At 49.5% G+C, this 22,120-nt stretch carries 24 protein-coding genes; 18 read left to right on the top strand and 6 right to left on the bottom strand.

Annotation, left to right across the window (positions count from 1 at the left end; translation table 11 throughout):
* Window positions 1-203 precede the first annotated feature (203 nt).
* Window positions 204-1,244 carry a 16S rRNA (guanine(1207)-N(2))-methyltransferase RsmC gene (gene rsmC, locus RSC70_RS08445; RefSeq protein WP_332542212.1) on the bottom strand — a complete coding sequence of 347 codons (1,041 nt, stop codon included), beginning with the start codon at window positions 1,242-1,244 and terminating at the stop codon, window positions 204-206.
* Window positions 1,245-1,429: 185 nt separating this feature from the next.
* Here rsmC and RSC70_RS08440 point away from each other — a divergent pair, with 185 nt between their 5' ends.
* From RSC70_RS08440 to RSC70_RS08420, 5 genes are all read left to right on the top strand, one after another.
* Window positions 1,430-1,840, top strand: coding sequence for a DNA polymerase III subunit psi (locus RSC70_RS08440; RefSeq protein WP_332542211.1), 411 nt, complete (start codon window positions 1,430-1,432; stop codon window positions 1,838-1,840).
* The gene (rimI, locus tag RSC70_RS08435) at window positions 1,809-2,276 is read left to right on the top strand and encodes a ribosomal protein S18-alanine N-acetyltransferase (RefSeq protein ID WP_063585868.1); all 468 of its coding nucleotides are present in this window, start codon (window positions 1,809-1,811) and stop codon (window positions 2,274-2,276) included. Before RSC70_RS08440 ends, rimI begins: the two co-directional genes overlap by 32 nt.
* 158 nt (window positions 2,277-2,434) lie before the next feature.
* Window positions 2,435-4,024: a peptide chain release factor 3 gene (prfC, locus tag RSC70_RS08430; protein WP_025799070.1), complete on the top strand. Its 1,590-nt coding sequence runs from the start codon at window positions 2,435-2,437 to the stop codon at window positions 4,022-4,024.
* Between the two features lie 528 nt (window positions 4,025-4,552).
* Complete coding sequence (gene osmY, locus RSC70_RS08425) at window positions 4,553-5,167, top strand: molecular chaperone OsmY (RefSeq protein WP_063585867.1); 615 nt, start codon at window positions 4,553-4,555, stop codon at window positions 5,165-5,167.
* Window positions 5,168-5,304: 137 nt separating this feature from the next.
* Window positions 5,305-5,466: a DUF1328 domain-containing protein gene (locus RSC70_RS08420; RefSeq protein ID WP_004846733.1), complete on the top strand. Its 162-nt coding sequence runs from the start codon at window positions 5,305-5,307 to the stop codon at window positions 5,464-5,466.
* 33 nt (window positions 5,467-5,499) lie between these two features.
* Here the strand turns inward: RSC70_RS08420 and RSC70_RS21045 are convergent, their stop codons facing one another.
* On the bottom strand, window positions 5,500-5,727 hold the full coding sequence (locus tag RSC70_RS21045; protein ID WP_442904270.1) for a hypothetical protein: 228 nt from the start codon (window positions 5,725-5,727) through the stop codon (window positions 5,500-5,502).
* Between the two features lie 46 nt (window positions 5,728-5,773).
* Here RSC70_RS21045 and RSC70_RS08410 point away from each other — a divergent pair, with 46 nt between their 5' ends.
* The 3 genes from RSC70_RS08410 (at window position 5,774) to RSC70_RS08400 (ending at window position 9,263) form a co-directional block, all read left to right on the top strand.
* Complete coding sequence (locus RSC70_RS08410; RefSeq protein ID WP_040046224.1) at window positions 5,774-6,970, top strand: patatin-like phospholipase family protein; 1,197 nt, start codon at window positions 5,774-5,776, stop codon at window positions 6,968-6,970.
* An 8-nt stretch (window positions 6,971-6,978) separates the two neighbouring features.
* Complete coding sequence (locus RSC70_RS08405; protein WP_332542220.1) at window positions 6,979-7,770, top strand: TatD family hydrolase; 792 nt, start codon at window positions 6,979-6,981, stop codon at window positions 7,768-7,770.
* Window positions 7,771-7,997: 227 nt separating this feature from the next.
* Window positions 7,998-9,263 carry a NupC/NupG family nucleoside CNT transporter gene (locus RSC70_RS08400; RefSeq protein WP_332542219.1) on the top strand — a complete coding sequence of 422 codons (1,266 nt, stop codon included), beginning with the start codon at window positions 7,998-8,000 and terminating at the stop codon, window positions 9,261-9,263.
* Window positions 9,264-9,422: 159 nt separating this feature from the next.
* Here the strand turns inward: RSC70_RS08400 and RSC70_RS08395 are convergent, their stop codons facing one another.
* From RSC70_RS08395 to uxaC, 4 genes are all read right to left on the bottom strand, one after another.
* Window positions 9,423-9,956, bottom strand: a complete 534-nt coding sequence (locus RSC70_RS08395; protein ID WP_025799079.1) for a YgjV family protein — start codon at window positions 9,954-9,956, stop codon at window positions 9,423-9,425.
* 89 nt (window positions 9,957-10,045) lie between these two features.
* The gene (locus RSC70_RS08390; protein WP_304186100.1) at window positions 10,046-11,536 is read right to left on the bottom strand and encodes a UxaA family hydrolase; all 1,491 of its coding nucleotides are present in this window, start codon (window positions 11,534-11,536) and stop codon (window positions 10,046-10,048) included.
* Window positions 11,537-11,558: 22 nt separating this feature from the next.
* On the bottom strand, window positions 11,559-13,034 hold the full coding sequence (locus RSC70_RS08385; protein WP_332542210.1) for a tagaturonate reductase: 1,476 nt from the start codon (window positions 13,032-13,034) through the stop codon (window positions 11,559-11,561).
* A gap of 228 nt (window positions 13,035-13,262) precedes the next feature.
* Window positions 13,263-14,672: a glucuronate isomerase gene (uxaC, locus tag RSC70_RS08380; protein ID WP_304186093.1), complete on the bottom strand. Its 1,410-nt coding sequence runs from the start codon at window positions 14,670-14,672 to the stop codon at window positions 13,263-13,265.
* Window positions 14,673-15,301: 629 nt separating this feature from the next.
* Between uxaC and RSC70_RS08375 the strand changes: the two genes are divergently transcribed.
* From RSC70_RS08375 to RSC70_RS08330, 10 genes are all read left to right on the top strand, one after another.
* Window positions 15,302-16,597, top strand: a complete 1,296-nt coding sequence (locus RSC70_RS08375) for an MFS transporter (RefSeq protein WP_040046221.1) — start codon at window positions 15,302-15,304, stop codon at window positions 16,595-16,597.
* Window positions 16,598-16,797: 200 nt separating this feature from the next.
* Window positions 16,798-17,571, top strand: coding sequence for a transcriptional regulator ExuR (gene exuR / locus RSC70_RS08370; protein WP_040046220.1), 774 nt, complete (start codon window positions 16,798-16,800; stop codon window positions 17,569-17,571).
* Window positions 17,572-17,857: 286 nt separating this feature from the next.
* Window positions 17,858-18,253: a fluoride efflux transporter CrcB gene (crcB, locus tag RSC70_RS08365; RefSeq protein ID WP_025799091.1), complete on the top strand. Its 396-nt coding sequence runs from the start codon at window positions 17,858-17,860 to the stop codon at window positions 18,251-18,253.
* Between the two features lie 296 nt (window positions 18,254-18,549).
* Window positions 18,550-19,041: a hypothetical protein gene (locus tag RSC70_RS08360; protein ID WP_232353155.1), complete on the top strand. Its 492-nt coding sequence runs from the start codon at window positions 18,550-18,552 to the stop codon at window positions 19,039-19,041.
* Window positions 19,042-19,123: 82 nt separating this feature from the next.
* Complete coding sequence (locus tag RSC70_RS08355; RefSeq protein WP_040046218.1) at window positions 19,124-19,801, top strand: DedA family protein; 678 nt, start codon at window positions 19,124-19,126, stop codon at window positions 19,799-19,801.
* Window position 19,802: 1 nt separating this feature from the next.
* A complete protein-coding gene (mzrA, locus tag RSC70_RS08350; protein WP_040046217.1) occupies window positions 19,803-20,204 on the top strand; it encodes an EnvZ/OmpR regulon moderator MzrA in 402 nt (133 codons plus the stop codon).
* A gap of 262 nt (window positions 20,205-20,466) precedes the next feature.
* Entirely contained in the window at window positions 20,467-20,856 is a 390-nt protein-coding gene (locus RSC70_RS08345; RefSeq protein WP_063585863.1) for a DUF1090 domain-containing protein, read from the top strand.
* Window positions 20,857-20,992: 136 nt separating this feature from the next.
* On the top strand, window positions 20,993-21,298 hold the full coding sequence (locus RSC70_RS08340) for a DUF883 family protein (protein ID WP_004846778.1): 306 nt from the start codon (window positions 20,993-20,995) through the stop codon (window positions 21,296-21,298).
* The gene (locus tag RSC70_RS08335) at window positions 21,298-21,699 is read left to right on the top strand and encodes a phage holin family protein (protein WP_040046216.1); all 402 of its coding nucleotides are present in this window, start codon (window positions 21,298-21,300) and stop codon (window positions 21,697-21,699) included. The genes RSC70_RS08340 and RSC70_RS08335 overlap by 1 nt, the downstream gene beginning before the upstream one ends.
* Window positions 21,696-21,989, top strand: coding sequence for a YqjK-like family protein (locus RSC70_RS08330; RefSeq protein WP_046359347.1), 294 nt, complete (start codon window positions 21,696-21,698; stop codon window positions 21,987-21,989). The genes RSC70_RS08335 and RSC70_RS08330 overlap by 4 nt, the downstream gene beginning before the upstream one ends.
* Window positions 21,990-22,120: the final 131 nt, after the last annotated feature.

The raw sequence follows: 22,120 nt of genomic DNA, 5'->3' as shown, positions 1-22,120 counted from the left end.
CACGGAGGCGAATTCTAGAGATTTTCGCGGTTACGTCAACACTTATTTCCCCATCAATGCTTGTTTGATGCGCGTTTGCTGAAAATGTGGGCATTTATTTTGTAAATCACGATAGGACAATGAATTATCGTGATCAATAACACGGCATGCAGAAAAGCAGGTGGGGCGCTGGTAAACCGAGGTTTACCAGCTAAAAGCAGAAATTAACGTTTTTTCTTGGCCATTGCAGCACGGCCTAAGCGCGCCGAATACACTTTGAAACGACCGGTCTGTGCCAGCACTTCGTGAGCGCCAAAAACATCGTCCAACAGCTGCGGATAAGGCAGGAAGGCGTTAGCCACGATACGCAGTTCACCACCAATTTGCAGCTGTTTAGCCGCGCCGCGGATCAGCGTTTCTGCAGCGGTTAAGCTGGTTTGCATGCCGTCATGGAACGGTGGGTTCGAGATGATCATGTCAAAGCGTCCGGTAATGTCGGAATAGACATTGCTGGCAATCACTTCGCCCTGAATATCGTTAGCCGCAAGCGTTGCACGGCTAGATTCAAGCGCAGCAGCGCTGACATCGCTGAGTGTCAGCTTAATTTTTGGTGACATTTTTGCCATTGCGGCAGACAGCACGCCTGCGCCACAGCCGACGTCTAGAACTTTACCTTTCATGTGTGGTTCAAGCGATGACAGCAGCAGATGACTGCCGACATCCAGCCCATCGCGGCTAAATACACCCGGCAAGGTAGCGATAGTCAGGCTGCCCGTCTGGTAGTTTTCCCACCAGTCTTCGAGTTTGAAATCGCTCTGTTTTTCTAAACGACCGTGATACAAACCACAGCGGCGTGCGCTGTCGATTTTATTCAGCGGGCCAAACGCTTCGATGACACCTTCGGCGCTACGCACGCCTGCGCGGTTTTCACCGACGATAAACAATTCAGTGCCTACTGGCAGCAAAGAGAACAGGTTTTGCAGCTGGAACTGCGCTTCTTGCTTGCTCTTGGGCCAGTAATAAATCAGGGTATCGCAGCCAGCAACCAGCTCTGCATCAGCCGTCAGCCCAAACTGGCAGCGCTCTGCCATCGTGCGGCTCAACTGCTGCCAATGATGATACTGATTGGTGTGAACACGAACCTCTGCCGCTTCAAACTGTGCTGGCAGGGTATCTTGTAAATCGCCTGCAAAGAGGACTCGGCGTGGTTCGAATTCCTCGCTGTGGCGCAGAATGACTTCGCTGGCAGGGGTAAATAATGACATTAAACGTGTTTCCTTAGGTTAACTAGCCGCGCAGTATATACCCAAACTACGTGGAGTTGCAGCCAACACCGCGCCGCTTCGTGCAACAAGGCGATTGAGCTTTAATGACGCGGGTTCGCTAGCTTTGCTAGAATACGCGGCAATATCGTTTCTTTAACGTCATTTTGACACTTTAGCAGGACAGTATGGCCACCCGACGCGACCTTCTTTTACAGCAGCTTGGTATTACTCAGTGGGTGCTGCGGCGTCCAACGGCGCTGCATGGCGAGATTGCGGTGAGTGTACCTAGCTCGACCCGCTTATTAATTGTTTCCGCGGAGCCGATTTCTCCCGATGACGTTTTGTTGTGTGACGTTCTCAAGGCATTAATGCTCACACCGGATCAGGCGGTTATTCTCACGCCAGAACAGTACGCCATGCTTAATGATGGTGCGGAATATTATGTTTGGTGGCTAGGCGATCCTCCGGCTACCGAACGCGCAAGCGCCACGCTGCATTCTCCGGCGCTTAGTGCGCTTTACCATAACTCAAGCGCCAAACGCGCGCTATGGCAGCAAATTTGTCATGATGAACAACATTTCTTCCCTAAAGGGTGAGATCTCACCTCTCACCGAGGCTGATTTTAAAGCGGCTTTTGACATCGAATGTGCCAGCCACGCGTTTCCGTGGACGGAAAAAACGTTCCTCAGCAATCATGGGGAGCGTTATTACAATCTAAAATTAGAGTGCGACGGAAAACTCGCCGCTTTTGCGATTACGCAGGTGGTGCTTGATGAAGCCACGCTTTTCAATATTGCCGTTGCTCCCTCACACCAACGTCAGGGCCTTGGCCGCGAATTGCTGGATGCGTTGATTGCAGGCCTTGAGGAAAAAGGCATCGTGACATTGTGGCTAGAGGTACGAGACTCGAACCGCCCAGCGATCGCGCTTTATGAGTCGCTAGGCTTTAACGAAGTTTCAATACGCCGCAATTATTATCCAACCGCCGATGGTCGCGAAGACGCCCGTATTATGGCGCTACCATTGGGCTGACGACCTTTCCTTAGATAATTACATTATTGCGCGTTGTCTAACCTGACTAAATCAGGGAAAATAGCCCGCTATACCCTTTTTATTCCCGCTTTGCGTAACAATAAATCGCCTGAATTACGGGCGTTGGCGCAGGGTGGCTAACGATAGAACGTAAAAACATGTCTCCTAGTGAATACGCTCGCGAAGTGGCTAAACGCCGCACTTTCGCAATTATTTCTCACCCCGATGCCGGTAAAACCACGATCACTGAAAAAGTTCTGTTATTCGGACAGGCTATTCAGACCGCGGGTACGGTAAAAGGGCGCGGCTCCAACCAGCATGCTAAATCTGACTGGATGGAGATGGAAAAACAACGTGGTATTTCGATTACCACCTCGGTGATGCAGTTCCCTTACCACGATTGCTTGGTAAACCTGCTCGATACCCCAGGGCACGAAGACTTCTCTGAAGATACCTATCGTACCCTGACCGCCGTTGACTGCTGCTTGATGGTTATCGATGCGGCAAAAGGCGTCGAAGATCGTACCCGTAAGCTGATGGAAGTTACGCGTCTGCGTGATACGCCGATCTTGACCTTCATGAACAAAGTCGACCGCGAAATTCGCGATCCGATGGAGTTGCTGGACGAAGTCGAAAACGAGCTGCGTATCGTATGTGCGCCAATCACTTGGCCAATCGGCTGTGGTAAATCGTTTAAGGGTGTTTATCACCTTTATAAAGACGAAACCTATCTGTATCAAACAGGTAAAGGCCACACCATTCAGGAAGTCCGTATCGTTAAAGGTTTGGACAACCCTGATCTGGATGCTGCCGTTGGCGAAGATCTGGCCGAGCAACTGCGTGGTGAACTGGAGTTGGTGAAAGGCGCTGCCGCTGAGTTTGATAAGGACGATTTCCTTAATGGCGAATTGACCCCTGTCTTCTTTGGTACGGCGCTGGGTAACTTCGGTGTTGACCACATGCTTGATGGCTTGGTGGATTGGGCTCCTGCGCCAATGCCACGCAAGACCGATACTCGCGTAGTTAGCGCTGATGAAGAGAAGTTCACCGGTTTTGTGTTTAAAATTCAGGCCAACATGGACCCAAAACACCGTGACCGCGTAGCCTTTATGCGTGTGGTGTCTGGCCGTTATGAAAAAAGCATGAAACTGCGTCAGGTCCGCACGGGCAAAGACGTGGTGATCTCTGACGCCCTGACCTTTATGGCTGGTGACCGCTCACACCTTGAAGAAGCCTATGCAGGCGACATCATCGGCTTGCATAACCACGGCACGATTCAGATTGGTGATACCTTCACTCAGGGTGAAGATATGAAGTTCACCGGTATCCCGAACTTTGCGCCAGAACTGTTCCGCCGTATTCGTCTGCGTGATCCGCTGAAACAGAAACAGCTGCTGAAAGGCTTGGTTCAGCTGTCTGAAGAGGGCGCGGTGCAGGTGTTCCGTCCAATTCACAACAACGATCTGATTGTGGGGGCGGTCGGTGTGCTGCAGTTTGAAGTGGTGGTAGCGCGCCTGAAAAGCGAATATAACGTTGAAGCTATCTACGAATCCGTTAACGTATCAACCGCTCGTTGGGTTGAGTGCGATGACGTGAAGAAATTCGAAGAGTTCAAACGTAAGAACGAGCTGAACTTGGCGTTGGATGGTGGCGATAATTTAGCCTATATTGCGCCAACGATGGTTAACCTTAATCTGGCTAGCGAACGCTATCCTGAAGTGAAATTCCGCAAAACTCGCGAGCATTAATCGCTTTGTTCGTGTAATTTTTCTGCTGAATTTGCTGATAAACCGCACTCATGTGCGGTTTTTTTATACCCAAAATTCGCAGAATCGTCTTAATAAGCCGCTTTTTTGCACAAAAAAACGCCGGTTATTGTGATCTAAACTGCATTTTTTTGTTACTGGGCTATAGTTATTCCAGTGGCGCATGACACCGAGAATTAATCGGTTCGATTAGATTAGTTTAACAGTCGAGTGCTTCACCAAGGTAAAGCGGGAAGCATAACGTATTGATTTTAAATCAGCAGACTAACGATTGATAGTTTAAATAATAGATGATGAACGCTTCACAAGGCATGTTTTCATACCGTGATTTGTTAATCGTTTGTTTGTTAATTGCTGGTTTTAACTGTTTCTTACTGAGCCGATGGTGAACGATAGGCTACGTTTTTAAGCATTAGCACAGCGAGTCTCCGATGAGACGATGTGATTAAGGGCTGAAAGAAATACGGCCCACGGCGTTAAGCCGTTACTGAAATCAAAAGGAAGAAATCGATGAAAAATACCAAGTTTGCACGTTCAATGATGGCAATTGTTTTAGGTTCTGTACTGGTTAGCGGTAGTGCTATGGCAGAAGAAACCTTAATGCAGAAAGCACAAAGCGCGGCTGACTCTACCGGTGCGAAAATCGATAGCTCCATGAAGAAAGTTGATGGTTACATGGACGATAGCGGAATTACCGCTAAAGTTAAAAGTGCACTGGTTGATGCCAAAGATATCAAAAGCAACGATATCTCTGTGAATACCAGCAAAGGTGTCGTTACCCTGAACGGTTTTGTCTCTTCACAAGATCAGGCAGAACGTGCGGTGACTCTGGCGAAAGGCGTTGAAGGCGTTAAATCCGTGAGCGATAAGCTGCACGTGAAAGATAGCACTAAGGCCAGCGTTAGCGGATACGCCAGCGACACGGCGATCACTAGCGAAGTCAAAGCGAAATTACTGGCTGATGACATCGTCCCATCACGTAATGTGAAAGTGGAAACCGAAAATGGTTTGGTACAGCTTTCCGGTACGGTGAAAACCAAAGCTGAATCCGATCGTGCTGAAAGTGTTGCTAGCGCGGTGGAAGGTGTAAAAAGCGTTAAAAATGATCTGACGGTAAAACAGTAATCTGCTTTCCCCGAACGAACCACGGCGTGGGGCGTTCGGTGTGATTACCTATGAGAAACAAAGACCTTTTAGAAACAAAGAAAAGAACGTCGTTGGTCGACACTTCATTTTTATTTTAGGCAAGGTAAGGAGAGCATATGTTTCGTTGGGGAATTATCTTTTTAATCATTGCATTGATCGCTGCAGCATTAGGTTTTGGTGGTCTGGCCGGCACAGCGGCATGGGCAGCTAAAGTGGTGTTTGTAGTGGGTATTATTCTGTTCTTGGTCAGCCTATTTACAGGACGTCGTCGTCCTTAGGTAAGGATACCTTTAGCGCTCATTGTTAGGACATTAGACATGAGCGATAGGGGTATCAACACCAAATTCGCATCCATTTTGAATGGAAAGCACAAAAGGTTTGTAAATATGAACGGTGACATTGTTGTCGGTAAGTGGAAACAGATTCGCGGTCAAGTCAGGTCTACTCTGGCTGAATGGCTTGGCAGTGACGGCGAATGGCTTGCTGGCAACAATGATTGCCTCCTTGGATTGCTGCAAGAGGATTACGGAATTGCGCAAGACAGGGTATCCTCGGAGGATGTGACGACTCATTGAGGATGGATGGTTGGGATACCGAATACCGATTACGCTGGGCAATATAGAGCCCCTAGCGTACAAACCCTACCAGCCGGGTAAAATTGCGCTGGTATGTGAAGGCGGCGGTCAGCGTGGTATTTTTACCGCTGGCGTGCTGGATGAATTTTTGCGTGCGCGCTTTAACCCCTTCGATCTCTATCTCGGCACTTCTGCCGGAGCACAAAACCTTTCCGCCTTTGTCTGTGGCCAACCGGGCTACGCACGACGCGTCATCACGCGCTACACCACCTCTATTGATTTCTTTAATCCGTTACGCTTTGTTCGTGGCGGGCACTTAATCGATCTTGATTGGCTGATTGAGGCGACGGCGAACGATCTGCCGTTAGCGATGGATTATGCGGAACAACATTTAGTCGATGGCCGCCAATTACTGATGTGTGCCAGCCGCACTGAAGATTTCGCGCCAACCTATTTCCCCGCTCAGCGTAAAAATTGGCTGGATGTAATCAAAGCCAGCAGCGCGATCCCAGGGTTTTATCGCTGGGGCGTTGAGCTAGACGGTGTAAGTTATCAAGACGGTGGGATTAGCGATGCAATCCCGGTGCGCGAGGCTCATCGACGCGGTGCGGATACCATTGTGGTGATACGTACCGTGCCGTCACAAATGTTCTACACGCCCAAATGGATGCGTCGAATGGAAGCTCTGCTGGGCGAAAGTAGCCTGCAGCAGATGGTCAAGATGATGAAGTACCATGAGAAAAGCTACCGTCGTATCCAGCGCTTCATTGAGAAGCCGCCGGGAAAGGTAAGGGTATTTGAAATCTACCCGCCGAAGCCGCTGGCGAGCCATGCGCTAGGGAGCAAAATTGCTGCCTTAAATGCGGATTATCATCTTGGGCGCCGTTGCGGTCGCTATTTCTTAGCCACCGTTGGGCATTGGCTATTGCCACGAGAAGATCAGCCCAATGTAGACAAACGCGCGTTCTCTCGTCGCCTACTACAGCCGTCAGATACTATTTCTCCTGAAATGCCGATTGTGGCGGCAACGCACTCGGCGGCTAAAAATGGCATTGTCCTGCCGGAGCCGCAAACCAATATGGTGGCAGAGAAGTCTTTGATTTTGCCTGACAGCGTGCACTTGGATAAAAGCGCTCGGCAAACCACCATTGACCCGAGTGCTGCAAAAAAAGCAGATAAACCGTCTTCGCAGGACAGTTCGACGTGACAGATCCTATGGCTGCTGCGCAGTTCGTCGATACTCACTGCCACTTTGATTTCCCGCCCTTTAGCGGTAATGAGACTGAAAGCCTTGAGCTGGCCTACGCACAGGGAGTGCGTAGCATCATCGTTCCAACCATCAGCGCACAGCGTTTTCAGCAAGTGCTTGAGCTAGCGAACCGTTACTCGATGCTGTACGCCGCGTTAGGACTTCATCCGCTGTATATCGCCCAACATCGTGAGCAGGACATTGATGCTCTAGCGCAAGCATTGGCGCAGAAACCCAATAAGTTGGTGGCAATCGGTGAGATTGGCCTTGATTTGTTTATGGATGATCCACAGCTTGAGCGACAAATCTCACTGCTAAAAGCCCAGCTAAAACTGGCTAAGCGATATGATTTACCGGTGATCTTGCATTCTCGCCGCTCCCACGATCAGTTGGCTCGTGAGCTGAGAAACGCAGCGGTGCCGCGATGTGGCGTTGTACACGGTTTTTCTGGCAGCCTTTCACAGGCTCAGGCTTTCATCAAGTTAGGCTATTTTATTGGCGTTGGTGGCACGATAACCTACGAGCGAGCGCAGAAAACGCGGCAGGTGATTGCCCAATTGCCATTAAGCGCATTACTGCTGGAAACCGATGCGCCCGATATGCCATTGGCCGGTTACCAAGGACAGCCCAATCGCCCAGAACGCGTGCGTCAGGTGTTCGAAACGCTATGCCAACTCAGACCTGAATCTCCCGCAGTGATTGCTGAGGCCATATTGGTAAATACTGATAGATTATTCGGTATTTCCGTGCTGTTTTAGATTGATTGCTAACTATTCTAAATGCAGCTGAATTATTTATTTTCATTGATATGATGAGCGTCTCATTTTAATGATTTTTGATGCTTCAGGTTGTATAAAACTGTGACAGCGTTGACCAATAAATCTTCTCTCCTCGGTATAATCGCCGCCATCGGCAATGTGAATCTTTCGTCGATACTCAATCAAAAAATCTAACGCGTTACAGGGACTATTCCATGCAACTTATTATGAGCGTGGTAGGGATGGCGGTACTCATTCTGATTGCCGTGCTACTTTCGAGCAATCGTCGTGCTATCAACCTACGCACCGTGATTGGCGCATTTCTTATTCAGGTCGTTATCGGCGCGTTCGTGCTTTATGTCCCCACTGGGCGGGATGTGTTGGGTGCCATGTCCTCCGGCGTCGCCAACGTGATTGCCTACGGAAATGAAGGGATTTCGTTTATTTTTGGCGGGCTGGTGTCTGACAAAATGTTTGAAGTCTTCGGCGGCGGCGGGTTTGTATTCGCACTGCGTGTTTTGCCCGTTATTGTTTTCTTCTCTTCATTAATTGCCGTGCTGTATTACCTCGGCATCATGCAAATCGTTATCCGTTTACTCGGCGGCGGTTTACAGAAACTGTTGGGCACTTCTCGCACAGAATCTCTGTCTGCAACCGCAAATATCTTTGTGGGTCAGACTGAAGCACCGCTGGTGGTTCGCCCATATATTTCCACCATGACGCAGTCTGAGCTGTTTGCCGTAATGTGCGGTGGTTTGGCTTCGGTGGCGGGTTCGGTATTGGCGGGTTATGCGCAAATGGGCGTGCCGTTGGAGTATCTGATTGCAGCGTCATTTATGGCGGCTCCTGGCGGCTTACTCTTTGCCAAGCTGATTGTGCCTGAAACAGAAAAAAACCACGACAAAACTGACGCAGCGGCGCTGATTGCTGAAGAAGATCGCCCGGCTAACGTGATTGATGCCGCGGCTGCGGGTGCGGCGTCTGGTATGCAGTTGGCGTTGAACGTGGGCGCGATGCTGTTGGCGTTTATTGCGTTGATTGCGCTTGTTAACGGTATGCTGGGCGGTATCGGTGGCTGGTTCGATTATCCGCAGCTTTCGCTGGAATTGATCTTAGGTTGGGTCTTCTCGCCGATTGCTTATCTGATTGGTGTGCCGTGGAGCGAATCCCAGATTGCGGGTTCTTTCATTGGTCAGAAGATTATCGTGAATGAGTTCGTGGCATACATGAACTTTGGTGAGTATCTCAAAGCGGATGCGGAAGTTGCCGCAGCGGGCTTACAGGTTCTCTCCGACCATACAAAAGCGATTATCTCCTTTGCACTGTGCGGGTTTGCGAATCTCTCTTCGGTGGCTATTTTGCTCGGAGGTTTGGGAAGCATGGCACCTACGCGTCGTCATGATATCGCTCGCTTCGGTCTGAAAGCCGTGGCCGCAGGGACGTTATCAAACCTGATGAGCGCCACAATTGCTGGTTTCTTCCTCGCGCTGTAATGGTTTTACGCAATCTCCAGCCCGCTCGTTGGGCTGGAGGTTTTGACCTATCGATAGATTAATATCGATTATTTAAAAGCCTGATTTTAGGGGGAGCACCCCGCGGGGTGCTAGACCCGTGTATCTCGATCCCTTAAACGATCTGGCATGCCTCTATCGCTAAGCCTTACCTTCAACTTTAAACGGATCGATACCGCGCAGCTGCATGCGGCGAAAACGGATAATATTGAAGCCGTTCATCAGCAAAAAACTTCCTTCAATCAGCGAACCACCAATCGATCCCAGCCAAATATTGTGCGTGACCCAGCAAGCCGTGGAGCACCACATAACGCAGCGCGTGGTTAATCCTTTGGTTCGGAAGAGCGCCCAGGTACTGGCAACGGTGCCGATAATTGGCAGCAACTCCATTGCGTGCTGTAGGCTATAGCCGCCAAATCCCAGCGTGAGGGCGATAAAAATAAACATCACCCAATTGCTACGTGTGCGGGTAGATATCACGGTACGAATGGCATTAAGCTCGGCGGCAGCGGCGGCTGAATGCGCTCCCATCAGGAAAAAATGCAGACCAATAATGGCTGAATAAATAGAGAGTTGGTATTTGAAGCGCAGCTCATTTCGATTGAAGAAAGTGGTGATACCCACCAAAAAAGCAAAAACGCCGACGCCCTGTGCAAACCACTCGTAGCTGTGCATATCTAACTCCCTTTAATCCTTTCCTCATATCGCTTCAGATAGAAAAACGGCGCTCAGATGAACGCCGTTTCCGGAGGGCGACTATGGGTTTACAGCGTTACACCGCTTTTAAAAATGGCCAGTTCGCGGAAATCATTAATTTCATTACGCGTCTGATGACCATTGGCAATATTGACGATCATATCGATGAATGAAACCAATAGTTGCTCCATGGTTTTACCATGCAACAACTGACCTGCATCGAAGTCGATCCAGTGCGGTTTTTTGGTTGCGATTTCTGTATTGGTCGCCAGTTTCACGGTTGGAACGAAGCCGCCGTATGGCGTACCGCGACCGGTACTAAACAGCACCATATGGCATCCAGCTCCGGCTAACGCGCTGGTGGCAACCGCATCATTGCCCGGTGCGCTCAGCAGATTCAGCCCCGGCGTTTTTAACCTTTCGCCATAGCGCAGCACGTCGATAACCTGACTCTGTCCTGCTTTTTGCGTACAGCCTAAGGATTTCTCTTCCAGCGTGGTGATACCGCCTGCTTTGTTGCCCGGAGACGGGTTTTCATAAATAGGCTGGTTGTGTTCGATGAAGTATTGTTTGAAGTTATTAACCATGTCGACGGTCTTTTCAAACGTTGATTCATCGCGGCAACGGCTCATCAGAATGCGCTCAGCGCCAAACATTTCAGGCACTTCGGTGAGAACGCTGGTGCCGCCGTTGGCGATCACATAATCAGAGAAACGGCCCAACAGCGGGTTCGCGGTAATACCGGATAAGCCGTCAGATCCTCCGCACTCTAAGCCGAATTTCAACTCGCTGAGTTTGCCCGCTTCACGGCGATCGTTGCGCATCACTTGATAAAGCTGATGCAGATGTTCGATACCGGCTTCAACTTCATCATCCTGTTGCTGACATACCATGAAATGCACGCGGCTGGCATCGTATTCACCCAATGTGTCACGGAAAGCCGCAATTTGGTTATTCTCACAGCCCAACCCAACCACCAGGACAGCACCGGCGTTAGGGTGGCGCACCATGTTTTGTAGCATGGTACGGGTATTGATGTGGTCGTCGCCCAACTGTGAGCAACCAAATGGATGAGTAAACAAATGAGCGCCGTCGATGCCTTCTGCATCGCCGGTTTCCTTCAAAAAGCGGGTTAACATCTGACGAGCCATACCGTTAACGCAGCCAACGGTAGGCAAGATCCAAAGCTCATTACGGATCCCGACATCGCCGTTTTGTCGGCGGTAGATCTGTACGTCACGATCGGCCATCTGCGCCGGAAGATCGGCAAAATCTGGTTGGTATTGGTACTGATCCAGATCGTTGAGGTTGGTTTTCGCATTTTGCGAATGAATATGCTCACCAGCGGCAATCGCCGTTAAGGCATGGCCGATGGGCAAACCATATTTCACAATCATGTCGCCCGATGCTAAAGGCGCGAGGGCAAATTTGTGCCCACGAGCAATGTCGCTCAGCAGATGAATGGACTGTGATTCCACGCTAAGGGTTTCACCTGCGCTGAGATCGCGCAGGGCAACAGCGACATTATCCAGCGGATGAATTTTAATAACGCTTGGCATATTTTGCATAATTCAATTCAGCTCAGGCAGTAACGGATAATGATGAAACGGCAGAACGCATACCGTGCTGTTCAATTTGCTGCAAGTATCCGGTGATGGTTTGGGTCATTTCAGGAATCTGGTTAAGATCTTGTCCCCAGTGGTCAGCGTCGCTCAGGATTTTTTGCACGAAGCTTTCCAGACTTTCACTGCCTGCTTTTACTGCGCTCCATCCAGAGTGATAACGCTTGAGCCAATGTGCATCATCTTGCAATGGATAGGTTTCGCCATCACGTTCGCCACGGTAGAACGCGATCAACGCGGCAAGTGCGAAGCATAAATGCTGCGGCAGTTTGCCCGTTTGCTGCTGATAAGCCAGCACCTGAGGCAGAATACGGGTGCGGTATTTCGTCATGCCGTTTAATGCAATGGATAACAGCTGGTGCTGAATGTACGGGTTACGGAAACGGCTTAGCACCGCATCAGCAAATGATTTCAGTTCATCGGCAGGCAGATCGAGCACCGGTACGATTTCTTGGCTAATCGCTTTCTCGACGAATTCGGTTATCTGAGCGTCATTCATGCTTTCGCCCACGGTGTTAAGTCCGGCCAAGAATGCCACCGGAACCAGAGCGGTGTGAGCGCCGTTCAGGATTGCTACTTTGCGCTCTTTATAGGGCTTGATGTCATCCACGATACGAATGTTCAGCGGCTTATGATCTTTAGCAAAGGTATCTAAACGAAGCTCTTGAGCCAGTGACTGTGGGCCTTGGATGACAAACAGATAAAAGTGCTCTGCGGTATCTAAAAATGTGTCTTGATAGCCCAGCTCGTTCGTTAGCGCTTCGACTTCGTCTCGCGGGTATCCGGTCACGATGCGATCTACCAGCGTTGAGCAGAACGTGTTGCTTTGTTCTAACCACTGAATGAATTCTGACGGTAAATCCCACTGCTGAGCGTAGCGCAACACCAGCTCGCGCAGCGCTTCACCGTTGTAGTCGATTAACTCGCATGGCAGCAATACCCAACCTTTATCGGCTGCACCATCGAAATGGCAAAAGCGTTCGTACAATAAGCGTGTCAGCTTGGCTGGGAAGCTGGTTGGTGGGGTATCGGTTAGCTTATCTTCGGCGACATAGCTAATACCTGCTTCGGTGGTGTTCGAAAACACAAAGCGGATGTTGGCATCATGCGCCAGCGCCAAATAGGCATCAAAGTCTTGATACATATTGATTTCGCGGTTCACGCTGCGAATGATGCGAGACTCACGAACGGCTTCGCCTTGTTCGTTCAAACCACGAATAATCGTGGTAAACAAACCGCCCTGCGTGCTGAGTGACGGCGGGAAATCGCTGTTTAGTGGGCGTACAACCACCACGCCCGCATTCAAATCGGTATGCTCATTCAGCAGATCCAACTGCCAGTCTACAAACGCGCGTAGGAAATTGCCTTCACCAAACTGAATCACTTTATCTGGGTGCTGGCGGCCGGGAAAATCACGACGATTAAGAGTTTGCATTCTGGATCTACCTCAGAGGGGCCGCCATTTAGCGGCCTTCAACATATAAAAGGAACAAGCGTTGGGTGTTATACCCTCATACTTCAAGTTGCATGTGCGTTGGCTTTCCTCGCTCACCCTAGTCACTTACTCAAGTAAGCTCCTAGGGATTCACTGCGTTGCCGCCTTCCCGCAACTCGAATTATTTGGGGTATAGAAAAAAGGGGCGGCTAAACCGCCCTAGGATAATTACAACTCAATCGCAAAATAGTTTTTGGCATTATCGAAGCAGATGTTTTTCACCATATTACCCAGCAACTCGATATCTGCCGGTGCTTCGCCATCGGCAACCCAGCGGCCAATCATTTGGCACAGGATGCGGCGGAAATATTCGTGACGGGTGTAAGACAGGAAGCTGCGGCTATCGGTGAGCATGCCAACGAAGCGGCTCAGCAAACCAAGCTGGGCGAGCTGAGTCATCTGGCGCTGCATACCGTCTTTCTGATCGTTGAACCACCAGCCAGAACCGAACTGCATTTTCCCTGCCATGCCTTCGCCTTGGAAGTTACCGATCATGGTGCCGATGACTTCGTTATCGCGTGGATTCAGGCAATAGATAATGGTTTTGGCTAAGCCACTAGAGCGGCTTTGCGCATCGAGCAAGCGAGAAAGTGCGAAAGCCACCGGCGCGTCATGGATAGAGTCAAAACCGATATCAGGGCCAACGGTTTCAAACATGCGAGAGTTGTTATTGCGCAGTGCGCCAATGTGGTATTGCTGCACCCAACCGCGTTTGTGGTATTCGGCCCCCAAGAACAGAAGCACCGCAGTTTTAAACTGGGCAACTTCTTGCTCGGTTGGCATTTTGCCTTCAAGGCGACGGGTCAGAATGCTGTTCAACGTGGTTTCGTCGGCTTCGCCGTACATAACCACATCAAGCGCGTGGTCAGACACCTTGCAGCCATGTGCGGCAAAGTGGTCCATCCGGATTTTAAGCGCATCGCAGACATCGCTGAATTTACGGATATCAACGTCAGCTGCTGCACTCAGTTTTTGCATATATTCAGGGAAGATCGCGGCATCAATGTTAAATGCTTTATCTGGACGCCAGCTCGGCAGCACTTTGACGTCAAAGCTGCTGTCTTCCGCGATGATTTTATGGTGGCTCAGATCGTCAATAGGGTCGTCCGTAGTGCCCACCATTTTGACATTCATCTGCTTCATGATGCCGCGAGCGCTGAACTCTTCGCGTTCAAGCAGCGCATTACAGCGATTCCAAATGTCGTCTGCCGTTGCGCCAGAGAGCAGGGTGCCGGTAATGCCAAATGGGCGACGCAATTCTAGGTGAGTCCAGTGATAAAGCGGGTTACCAATGGTATGAGGAACGGTTTCAGCCCAAGCTTGAAACTTATCACGATCGCTTGCGTCGCCGGTACATAGGCGTTCGGCAACGCCGTTGGTGCGCATCGCACGCCATTTATAGTGGTCACCTTTCAACCAGATGTCATACAGGTTTTTAAACCGATAATCCTGTGCGATTTGCTCAGGAGGGAGATGACAGTGATAGTCAAAAATTGGCTGTTCAGCCGCGTAACCGTGGTACAGGCGGCGCGCAAACTCGGTATCAAGCAAGAAATCTTCGGTTAAAAACTGCGACATAATCGGGTTCCTCAGGAGCGTAACGCTTCGGTGAGCTATTCTTTTGCGGCTAAAGTTATCACACCAATTATGGCGCTCGTCCAGAACTTTTTCCGCGATTAGCGTAATGAAAGCAACAAAACAGAATAATTACTCAGCACTTTCGCTTATGAAGCCACTTTTCTGCGTGGCTAAGGTGTGCGTTTATTATTCCTTAATCCAAAAATGGTTTTTGTGATGGCTCTCAACTTTTAAATCTGTATGACAAGTTATCTTAGCCACCGCTGCGAAATGAGTATTGCCCTAACCAATCATGAGCAGTGGTTTGACCAATATCTATTTACCAAGCAACAGAAAACCAATTCAAAGTCGGAACAGGAACGTCCGAACTTTCCATCTAGAGCCGTAGTTTTAGAACCACAGCGCAGATGAATAAGGTAGATGCGTACCTCACAAGTAACGCTATCACCGTTTCAATATGGAGAGTTATTACGCGGCGCAGTCACAAGCGCGGTTCATTGCAGCCTTGCACACATCGCCAAAGGCGTTCCACAAGGCAGAGTTCTAAGCCCAAACAATTTCAACGTGTCGGAAGTCGGCCAATGCTGATGTCGCTTGAAGGTTACGGGATATACTGGGAGAGAGTTTAAATGCGTAAAATTAAAGGCTTACGCTGGTACATGATAGCCTTGGTTACCGTGGGAACTGTATTGGGTTACTTAACTCGTAACGCCATTGCTGTTGCTGCTCCGACCTTACAAGACACCATGCATATCACCACCCAGCAATACTCTTATATTATTGCTGCGTATTCTGCGTGTTATACCATCATGCAGCCTGTTGCAGGCTACGTGCTTGATGTGCTGGGAACGAAGGTAGGTTATGCACTGTTTGCCATCCTGTGGGCGGTATTCTGCATGGGCACCGCATTAGCCAGTAGCTGGGGTGGCTTGGCCATCGCACGTGGTGCGGTGGGTATGGCTGAAGCAGCCATGATCCCTGCGGGGCTGAAAGCCTCATCCGAATGGTTCCCTGCGAAAGAGCGTTCCATCGCCGTTGGCTACTTTAACGTAGGTTCATCGATTGGTGGGATGATTGCGCCTCCATTAGTGGTATGGGCTATCGTTGCACACAGCTGGGAAATGGCCTTCATTATTACCGGTGCACTCAGCCTGATTTGGGCAATCTGCTGGTTAATCTTCTACAAACATCCGAAAGACCAGAAAAAACTGTCTGATGAAGAGCGTGATTACATCCTGAGCGGTCAGGAAGCGCATCACCAAACTAACAATGCTAAGCGTATGTCTGCATGGGAAATTCTGCGTAACCGCCAGTTCTGGGGTATTGCCCTACCACGTTTTCTGGCTGAGCCAGCGTGGGGGACTTTCAACGCCTGGATCCCGCTATTCATGTTTAAAGCTTACGGCTTCAACCTGAAAGAAATTGCGATGTTTGCTTGGATGCCAATGCTGTTTGCTGACGTTGGTTGCGTGCTTGGCGGCTATTTGCCTCCGCTGTTCCAGAAATATTTCAAAGTAAACCTGATTGTTTCGCGTAAGTTGGTTGTCACCATGGGGGCGGTTCTGATGATTGGCCCTGGCATGATTGGCTTGTTCACCAGCCCTTATGCGGCAATCGCTCTGTTGTGTGTCGGTGGTTTTGCTCACCAGTCTCTGTCTGGCGCCTTGATCACGCTATCTTCCGACGTCTTTGGACGTAATGAAGTAGCGACGGCCAACGGCTTGACCGGGATGGCCGCATGGACTGCGAGTACCATGTTTGCGCTAGTCGTCGGGGCATTGGCAGATACTATAGGCTTTAGCCCGTTGTTCGCAGCATTAGCGGTCTTCGACCTGCTGGGTGCACTGGTTATCTGGACGGTGTTGCAAAACCGCACGGCGGAAGAAGTTGAGGCTTCATCGGGTCATCAGAAAGCAACGGTGTAATTTATTTGATGTACTAACGGTTTAGCTTATCGACCGTATACTTAGAATCCGCCGTATATCGGCGGATTTTTTTATCTGCATTTTCCCTCTCACCAGGGCGTTGGGCTCTCTGGTGCCCATATTGGAAAAGTGGTATAACAGATTTAAATCTGCATGTATCACAGCCTTTGCCCACTCTTAACCCTAATAGAGCACCATAAATGGAATTCACAGAACCCAGAAGACTGTACCAACAGTTAGCCGCAGAGCTGAAACAGCGCGTCGAATCAGGCGTTTACCCTGTGGGTGAGAAACTGCCAGCCGAGCGTTATATCGCCGAAGAGATGAACGTGAGCCGCACCGTGGTTCGCGAGGCTATCATCATGCTGGAGGTTGAGGGCTATGTTGAGGTGCGTAAAGGCTCGGGCATCCATGTCATCAGCAATCAGCCAAAAACGTTGGTTCAGCCTAATCGCAATATTCAGTTTGCGAGCGCAGGGCCGTTTGAGCTGCTGCAAGCACGCCAGCTGATTGAAAGTAATATTGCCGAGTTTGCGGCAACTCAGGTCACCAAACAGGATATTGTGGCGCTGATGGAAATTCAGGAACATGCGCGTCAGGAAGATCGTTTCCGTGATTCTGAGTGGGATTTGAAATTTCACGTACAGGTGGCCTTGGCGACGCAGAACTCAGCCATGGCTACGATTGTGGAGCAGATGTGGAGCCAGCGTATTCATAATCCATACTGGCTAAAACTCCATGAACATATCGACGATGTGTCGATCGAAAGCTGGTGTGAAGATCACGACAAGATCCTTAAAGCGCTGATGCGCAAAGATCCCTACGGTGCGAAAGTGGCGATGTGGCAACATTTGGAAAATACTAAGCAAATGCTTTTCCAAGCCACCACAGATGACTTCGAATTTAATGTCGATCGCTATTTGTTTGCCGAAAATCCTGTGGTGCATTTGGACGGCGTAACCAACGCCAAATGATTTCACCTAAGTGATTGTGCGTTGTAAAGAATCGTTGGCTTAATCTATAATTCAATCGGTGATGGTGCTCCACCGTTGGTTGCTCAATTCTCGGCAACTAAAAACCGCCAAAAGAGTTTTCTCTTTTCGCTGATGACGCCTGGCAGAAGTTTGAGTTTTATTTCTCTGTTTATTCAGAGCGATAGTGCTTGGCTGCCGGGCTGCAATCCTCTCCCTGTGGTTAATCAAATCGCCTCTGCTGACAGTCTTCATCTATAACATGCTTGTTATTATCAAGGAGCACGCCATGAGCTATGGCCTAACACTACTGATTGTTGCCTTTGGTGGCGCCGTGGGAGCTATTACCCGTTTTCAAATCACCAACTGGTTCAACGGTTGGTTTGGGAATTCATTCCCTTACGCCACGCTGACGGTGAACGTGGTGGGGTGCTTTATCATGGGATTATTGGTTGCTGCGCTAAATACCGGAACACTAATTTCTCCTCATTGGCGTCCACTGATTGCGGTTGGTTTTCTGGGGGCGTTAACCACTTTTTCTACATTCTCGTTTGATACCTTGGCGCTGTTTACGCAAGGATTCTGGCTGCGGGCAGCCATGAACGTTATTTTGAATCTGGTGCTGTGCATGATCGCGGTTGCTGCAGGCTATGCGCTGCTGAGCCGTGGCTCTATGCCGGGTTAATCAGTCATCGGTATATCTAGCCGTGTTTATTGAGAACGTAGGATTATTAAGAACAAATCGGTAAACACGGCATAGTTCATTGATCATACTAATACCCACTTTTTTCCCTTCTGGTTTCCTTTTCTTGAACCTCGCGGAAACCAGAGGCAAATAAGCACCTATATCGCTAAATTCGTCGCGATAAATGCGTATTTTCTGCTGTTTCCTAGACGGTGATTTTGCTACAGTTAGCCGACTTTTTTCTGCATATGTCTGGAAGCAACAAAATATTGAAGCGTCTTTCGTCTGCCACCGTTATGTTACTGTTGTTATGCTGGGTCAGTGTGGCCTCTGGCAAGCAAACGGCTTGGCATTCGCACAATGCGAATCACTATGCTATTCCAGCCTACGTTGTTAAAGCAGATAGCGATTTAGGCGAAATATTTACAGATAGTTTGTCCATGTCGGTCATGCAACCGTCAGATGAACCAGCGCAATATCTTTCTCGTAAATCGAATGCGCGGAAGCTAGCGGCGCTACTGCGCCTCCATATGCAAACAGGTTCAGAACAAGGGCGAACGTTGCCTAAGTTGCCGGATGCTCCTCTACCGCTGCGCGCGGAAATTCCCTATTTTGAAGCTTCTCGACAATATAGCGACGAGAGCGTTTCTCTTGCTCTTTTACGAACATTACAGCTTCCCCCACATCAAAATCGGCTGGGTGGCTGGAAAGAGAGTAATATTCTATACAGAGGCAAGCTGACGTATGACCAACCGGATGCCAAGCGCACGTTGGTTAACTTTAGCTAGCTCCCTGACTCCATCGTCCTTTGTGACGTCCATGAGATGAGCTGGCGGATGGACCTTCCGAATTTTCAGTTAGGAATACTCGATGGATATGATTAACGAATTGATACATGCCCTGTGGCAACAGGACTATGAAACACTGGCGAATCCATCGCTGGTGTGGACGATTTACGGCATTTTGTTTGTGATTTTATTTCTGGAAAATGGTTTGCTGCCGGCGGCCTTTTTACCGGGCGATAGTTTGCTGATCCTCGTCGGCGTGCTGATTGCTAAAGGCACTATGGGCTTTGGCATGACCATCTGTGTTTTGACCACTGCGGCCAGCCTCGGCTGCTGGGTGGGATATATCCAAGGACGATGGTTGGGGAATACCAGACTGGTGCAAAAGTGGCTTTCTCACCTTCCTGCGCACTATCATCAGCGCTCGCATCATCTGTTCCACAAGCACGGTCTTTCGGCGCTGCTGGTTGGGCGTTTTCTTGCTTTCGTGCGTACGCTGTTGCCGCTGATCGCGGGTCTTTCTGGTTTAAGCAGCACCCGCTTCCAGTTCTTTAACTGGATGAGCGGTTTCCTGTGGGTCATTATTTTGACAACGCTAGGCTATGTGCTGGGCAAAACCCCGTTGTTCCTACGTTACGAAGACCAGCTGATGTTTCTGCTGATGATGCTTCCGCTGGTACTTCTGGTGGTAGGACTGGTGGGCTCATTGGTCGTGTTATGGCGTAAAAAACATACAACGACACAGCCTGAGCAAAGGAAATAACGTGACTCTGCTACTTATTCAGCGGCTTGGATGGAAGCGTGCTTTACTGCTTTTGGCATTGATCGTCGCTGCATTTGCATGGTGGGTTGTGCCACATTTAGTGCACAAAGAAACCACGCTGCAAATCAGCGCGACGCAGTCTGGTTTAGCGACGCCCGATGGTTTTTTTGTCTATCAGAAACTCGATGAGCACGGCATCAGCATTAAAAGCATCACGCCAGATGGAAACGGCTTGTTGGTTCATTTAGCTAAGCCTGAACAGCAGGATGAGGCAATGCACGTGTTGCAGACGGTGCTGCCACGTGGCTATAGCATCGCGTCTAAAACGCATCGGCGCACGCTATTCCAGTCAGCCGAAAGTGACGTCAAGGATCCTCCCAGGCAACCGAGACTTAGCAGCTAAACATTAAAAACAGAGCCTTATGGCTCTGTTTTTGTTTTTAAGGATTGTCTGATTTTTCGATTATCGGCTCCCATTTTTTACTGCAAAGCACCTATTATTTAATGATAGTGATAAGTAATCGTTAATAATTGCAGGTTATAGTTATAACGGTCGGGCGCACTCCAGTGACGAGGTAATGCGTATCGAACCCTAGGCTTGTTTTGATGATACAAAGATATATGTCCCCGGAGTGGGGCACTTTTAAACTCAATAAGGACTTTTCATGACATTCAAAAAAAACGTACTTTTAGCTGTGACCGTTGCTTCTTTGGGCATGATGAGCGCGGCCGCTAATGCGGCGGCGGTGACCTGTGCGAGCAAGCAGCAAAGCATTGAAGAGCAGATCCAATACGCCCAACAGCACAACAACACACATCGCGTTGCCGGTTTGCAAAAGGCGCTTAGTGAAGTGAAAAGCAACTGTACTGAAGCTGGACTACGTGCCGATCTGCAAAAGGACGTAAAAGAAAAACAGCAGAAAGTGGCTGAACGTCAGCAAGAACTCAGCGAAGCTCAGCAAACCGGAAAAACTGACAAAATCAGTAAAAAAGAGAAAAAACTGGTCGAAGCTCAAGACGAGTTGAAAGAGGCGCAGCAGGCGTTAGGGCAGTAATTAACGTCAGCAAAATGCCGAGTTTTTTCATACCAAAAACGGCAGATACAGAAGGATATGTGGCAATTACCTTTGCGCTCATGGAAAAAGCTCGCTATGTTAAAAGACCATATCAGTAAAGTTAAGGAGTCTAGGAATGGCTAACGATTCAACTTCCGAGCAATTACGTGCTGAACTGAAGTCCCTCGCCGATACCTTAGAAGAAGTTCTGAATTCTTCTACCGACAAGCCGAAGGCCGAGCTGGAAAAAATCCGCGCGAAAGCTGAAAGCGCGTTGCAAGGTAGCCGTGCGCGCTTGAACGCGGCCGGTGAGAAAGTGGCTGCACAAACCAAAGAGATCGCAGATCGTGCAGATAGCTATGTTCATGACAATCCTTGGACTGGCGTTGGCATCGGCGCAGCGGTCGGTGTGGTGCTAGGCGTTCTATTGGCTCGCCGTTAATGCCTGCTGATAACACCACTTCTCAGGGCCCCGCTCGCGGGGTTCTGAGTACCGCTCAGCGCATTGTCACCATTATTGTTGGCATGGTGGAAACTCGGCTGCGTTTGGCCGTGGTGGAGCTGGAAGAGGAAAAGGCTAACGTTATTCAATTGCTGATGATGGCAGGTATTACGCTGCTGTTTACGGCATTTGGTTTGATGACGTTGCTGGTTCTGCTCTTCTGGGCGATTGATCCGGCCTATCGCCTGATGGCTTTAGGGATCACCACCGCTGTTTTGCTGGGGCTAGCATTAATTGGGGCAATTTGGACTATCACCAAAGCTCGACGATCAACGCTGTTAGGGGCCACTCGGCGCCAGCTAGAAATTGACCGAGAGTTACTGGAAGAGGATCGCAAGTGAGCCGTAATCGTCAAGAACTCGCCTTAGAGAAAGCGCGTCTGCTGCGCCAGGTTCAGCAGCAACGTCTTGATTTAGCCGGTGAGCGTCGTGCATGGTTACAGCTCACGGCGAAATTCGACCACCGTGTTTCGGCCGTGATGCGGTTGCGCAAATTTATGCTGCTAGGCTCAAGCCTACTGGCGCTATATGGCGCTCGTCATCCGGCTAAAACCGCTCGCTGGACGCGCCGCGCATTTAGCGTATGGGGCGTGGTTAAAGTAGTACGTAAAGCGTTTTACTCAAAAGCCTAGCCAGATTTCCCTCTCTTCAGATCTATAAAAATCCCACAAAAATCTTGCGGTTTTATCTAAAATAAAAGTAATAACTTGCGAAATCACTCGCATGCTATCTTTTAACTTATTGTATTTGATTATTTTCTTAT

The sequence above is a fragment of the Hafnia sp. genome, from assembly GCF_036648275.1.
Taxonomy (GTDB): domain Bacteria; phylum Pseudomonadota; class Gammaproteobacteria; order Enterobacterales; family Enterobacteriaceae; genus Hafnia; species Hafnia alvei.
The sequence above is the reverse complement of the archived record's forward strand: the minus strand, read 5'-3'. Positions and strand labels throughout refer to the sequence as shown.

What these genes read in the sequence shown, in the direction of transcription:
- rsmC (WP_332542212.1), bottom strand. Translation starts at nt 1,244, where the DNA reads ATGTCATTATTTACCCCTGCCAGCGAAGTCATTCTGCGCCACAGCGAG.
- RSC70_RS08440 (WP_332542211.1), top strand. Translation starts at nt 1,430, where the DNA reads ATGGCCACCCGACGCGACCTTCTTTTACAGCAGCTTGGTATTACTCAG.
- rimI (WP_063585868.1), top strand. Translation starts at nt 1,809, where the DNA reads ATGATGAACAACATTTCTTCCCTAAAGGGTGAGATCTCACCTCTCACC.
- prfC (WP_025799070.1), top strand. Translation starts at nt 2,435, where the DNA reads ATGTCTCCTAGTGAATACGCTCGCGAAGTGGCTAAACGCCGCACTTTC.
- osmY (WP_063585867.1), top strand. Translation starts at nt 4,553, where the DNA reads ATGAAAAATACCAAGTTTGCACGTTCAATGATGGCAATTGTTTTAGGT.
- RSC70_RS08420 (WP_004846733.1), top strand. Translation starts at nt 5,305, where the DNA reads ATGTTTCGTTGGGGAATTATCTTTTTAATCATTGCATTGATCGCTGCA.
- RSC70_RS08405 (WP_332542220.1), top strand. Translation starts at nt 6,979, where the DNA reads ATGGCTGCTGCGCAGTTCGTCGATACTCACTGCCACTTTGATTTCCCG.
- RSC70_RS08400 (WP_332542219.1), top strand. Translation starts at nt 7,998, where the DNA reads ATGAGCGTGGTAGGGATGGCGGTACTCATTCTGATTGCCGTGCTACTT.
- RSC70_RS08395 (WP_025799079.1), bottom strand. Translation starts at nt 9,956, where the DNA reads ATGCACAGCTACGAGTGGTTTGCACAGGGCGTCGGCGTTTTTGCTTTT.
- RSC70_RS08390 (WP_304186100.1), bottom strand. Translation starts at nt 11,536, where the DNA reads ATGCCAAGCGTTATTAAAATTCATCCGCTGGATAATGTCGCTGTTGCC.
- RSC70_RS08385 (WP_332542210.1), bottom strand. Translation starts at nt 13,034, where the DNA reads ATGCAAACTCTTAATCGTCGTGATTTTCCCGGCCGCCAGCACCCAGAT.
- uxaC (WP_304186093.1), bottom strand. Translation starts at nt 14,672, where the DNA reads ATGTCGCAGTTTTTAACCGAAGATTTCTTGCTTGATACCGAGTTTGCG.
- RSC70_RS08375 (WP_040046221.1), top strand. Translation starts at nt 15,302, where the DNA reads ATGCGTAAAATTAAAGGCTTACGCTGGTACATGATAGCCTTGGTTACC.
- exuR (WP_040046220.1), top strand. Translation starts at nt 16,798, where the DNA reads ATGGAATTCACAGAACCCAGAAGACTGTACCAACAGTTAGCCGCAGAG.
- crcB (WP_025799091.1), top strand. Translation starts at nt 17,858, where the DNA reads ATGAGCTATGGCCTAACACTACTGATTGTTGCCTTTGGTGGCGCCGTG.
- RSC70_RS08360 (WP_232353155.1), top strand. Translation starts at nt 18,550, where the DNA reads ATGTTACTGTTGTTATGCTGGGTCAGTGTGGCCTCTGGCAAGCAAACG.
- RSC70_RS08355 (WP_040046218.1), top strand. Translation starts at nt 19,124, where the DNA reads ATGGATATGATTAACGAATTGATACATGCCCTGTGGCAACAGGACTAT.
- RSC70_RS08345 (WP_063585863.1), top strand. Translation starts at nt 20,467, where the DNA reads ATGACATTCAAAAAAAACGTACTTTTAGCTGTGACCGTTGCTTCTTTG.
- RSC70_RS08340 (WP_004846778.1), top strand. Translation starts at nt 20,993, where the DNA reads ATGGCTAACGATTCAACTTCCGAGCAATTACGTGCTGAACTGAAGTCC.
- RSC70_RS08335 (WP_040046216.1), top strand. Translation starts at nt 21,298, where the DNA reads ATGCCTGCTGATAACACCACTTCTCAGGGCCCCGCTCGCGGGGTTCTG.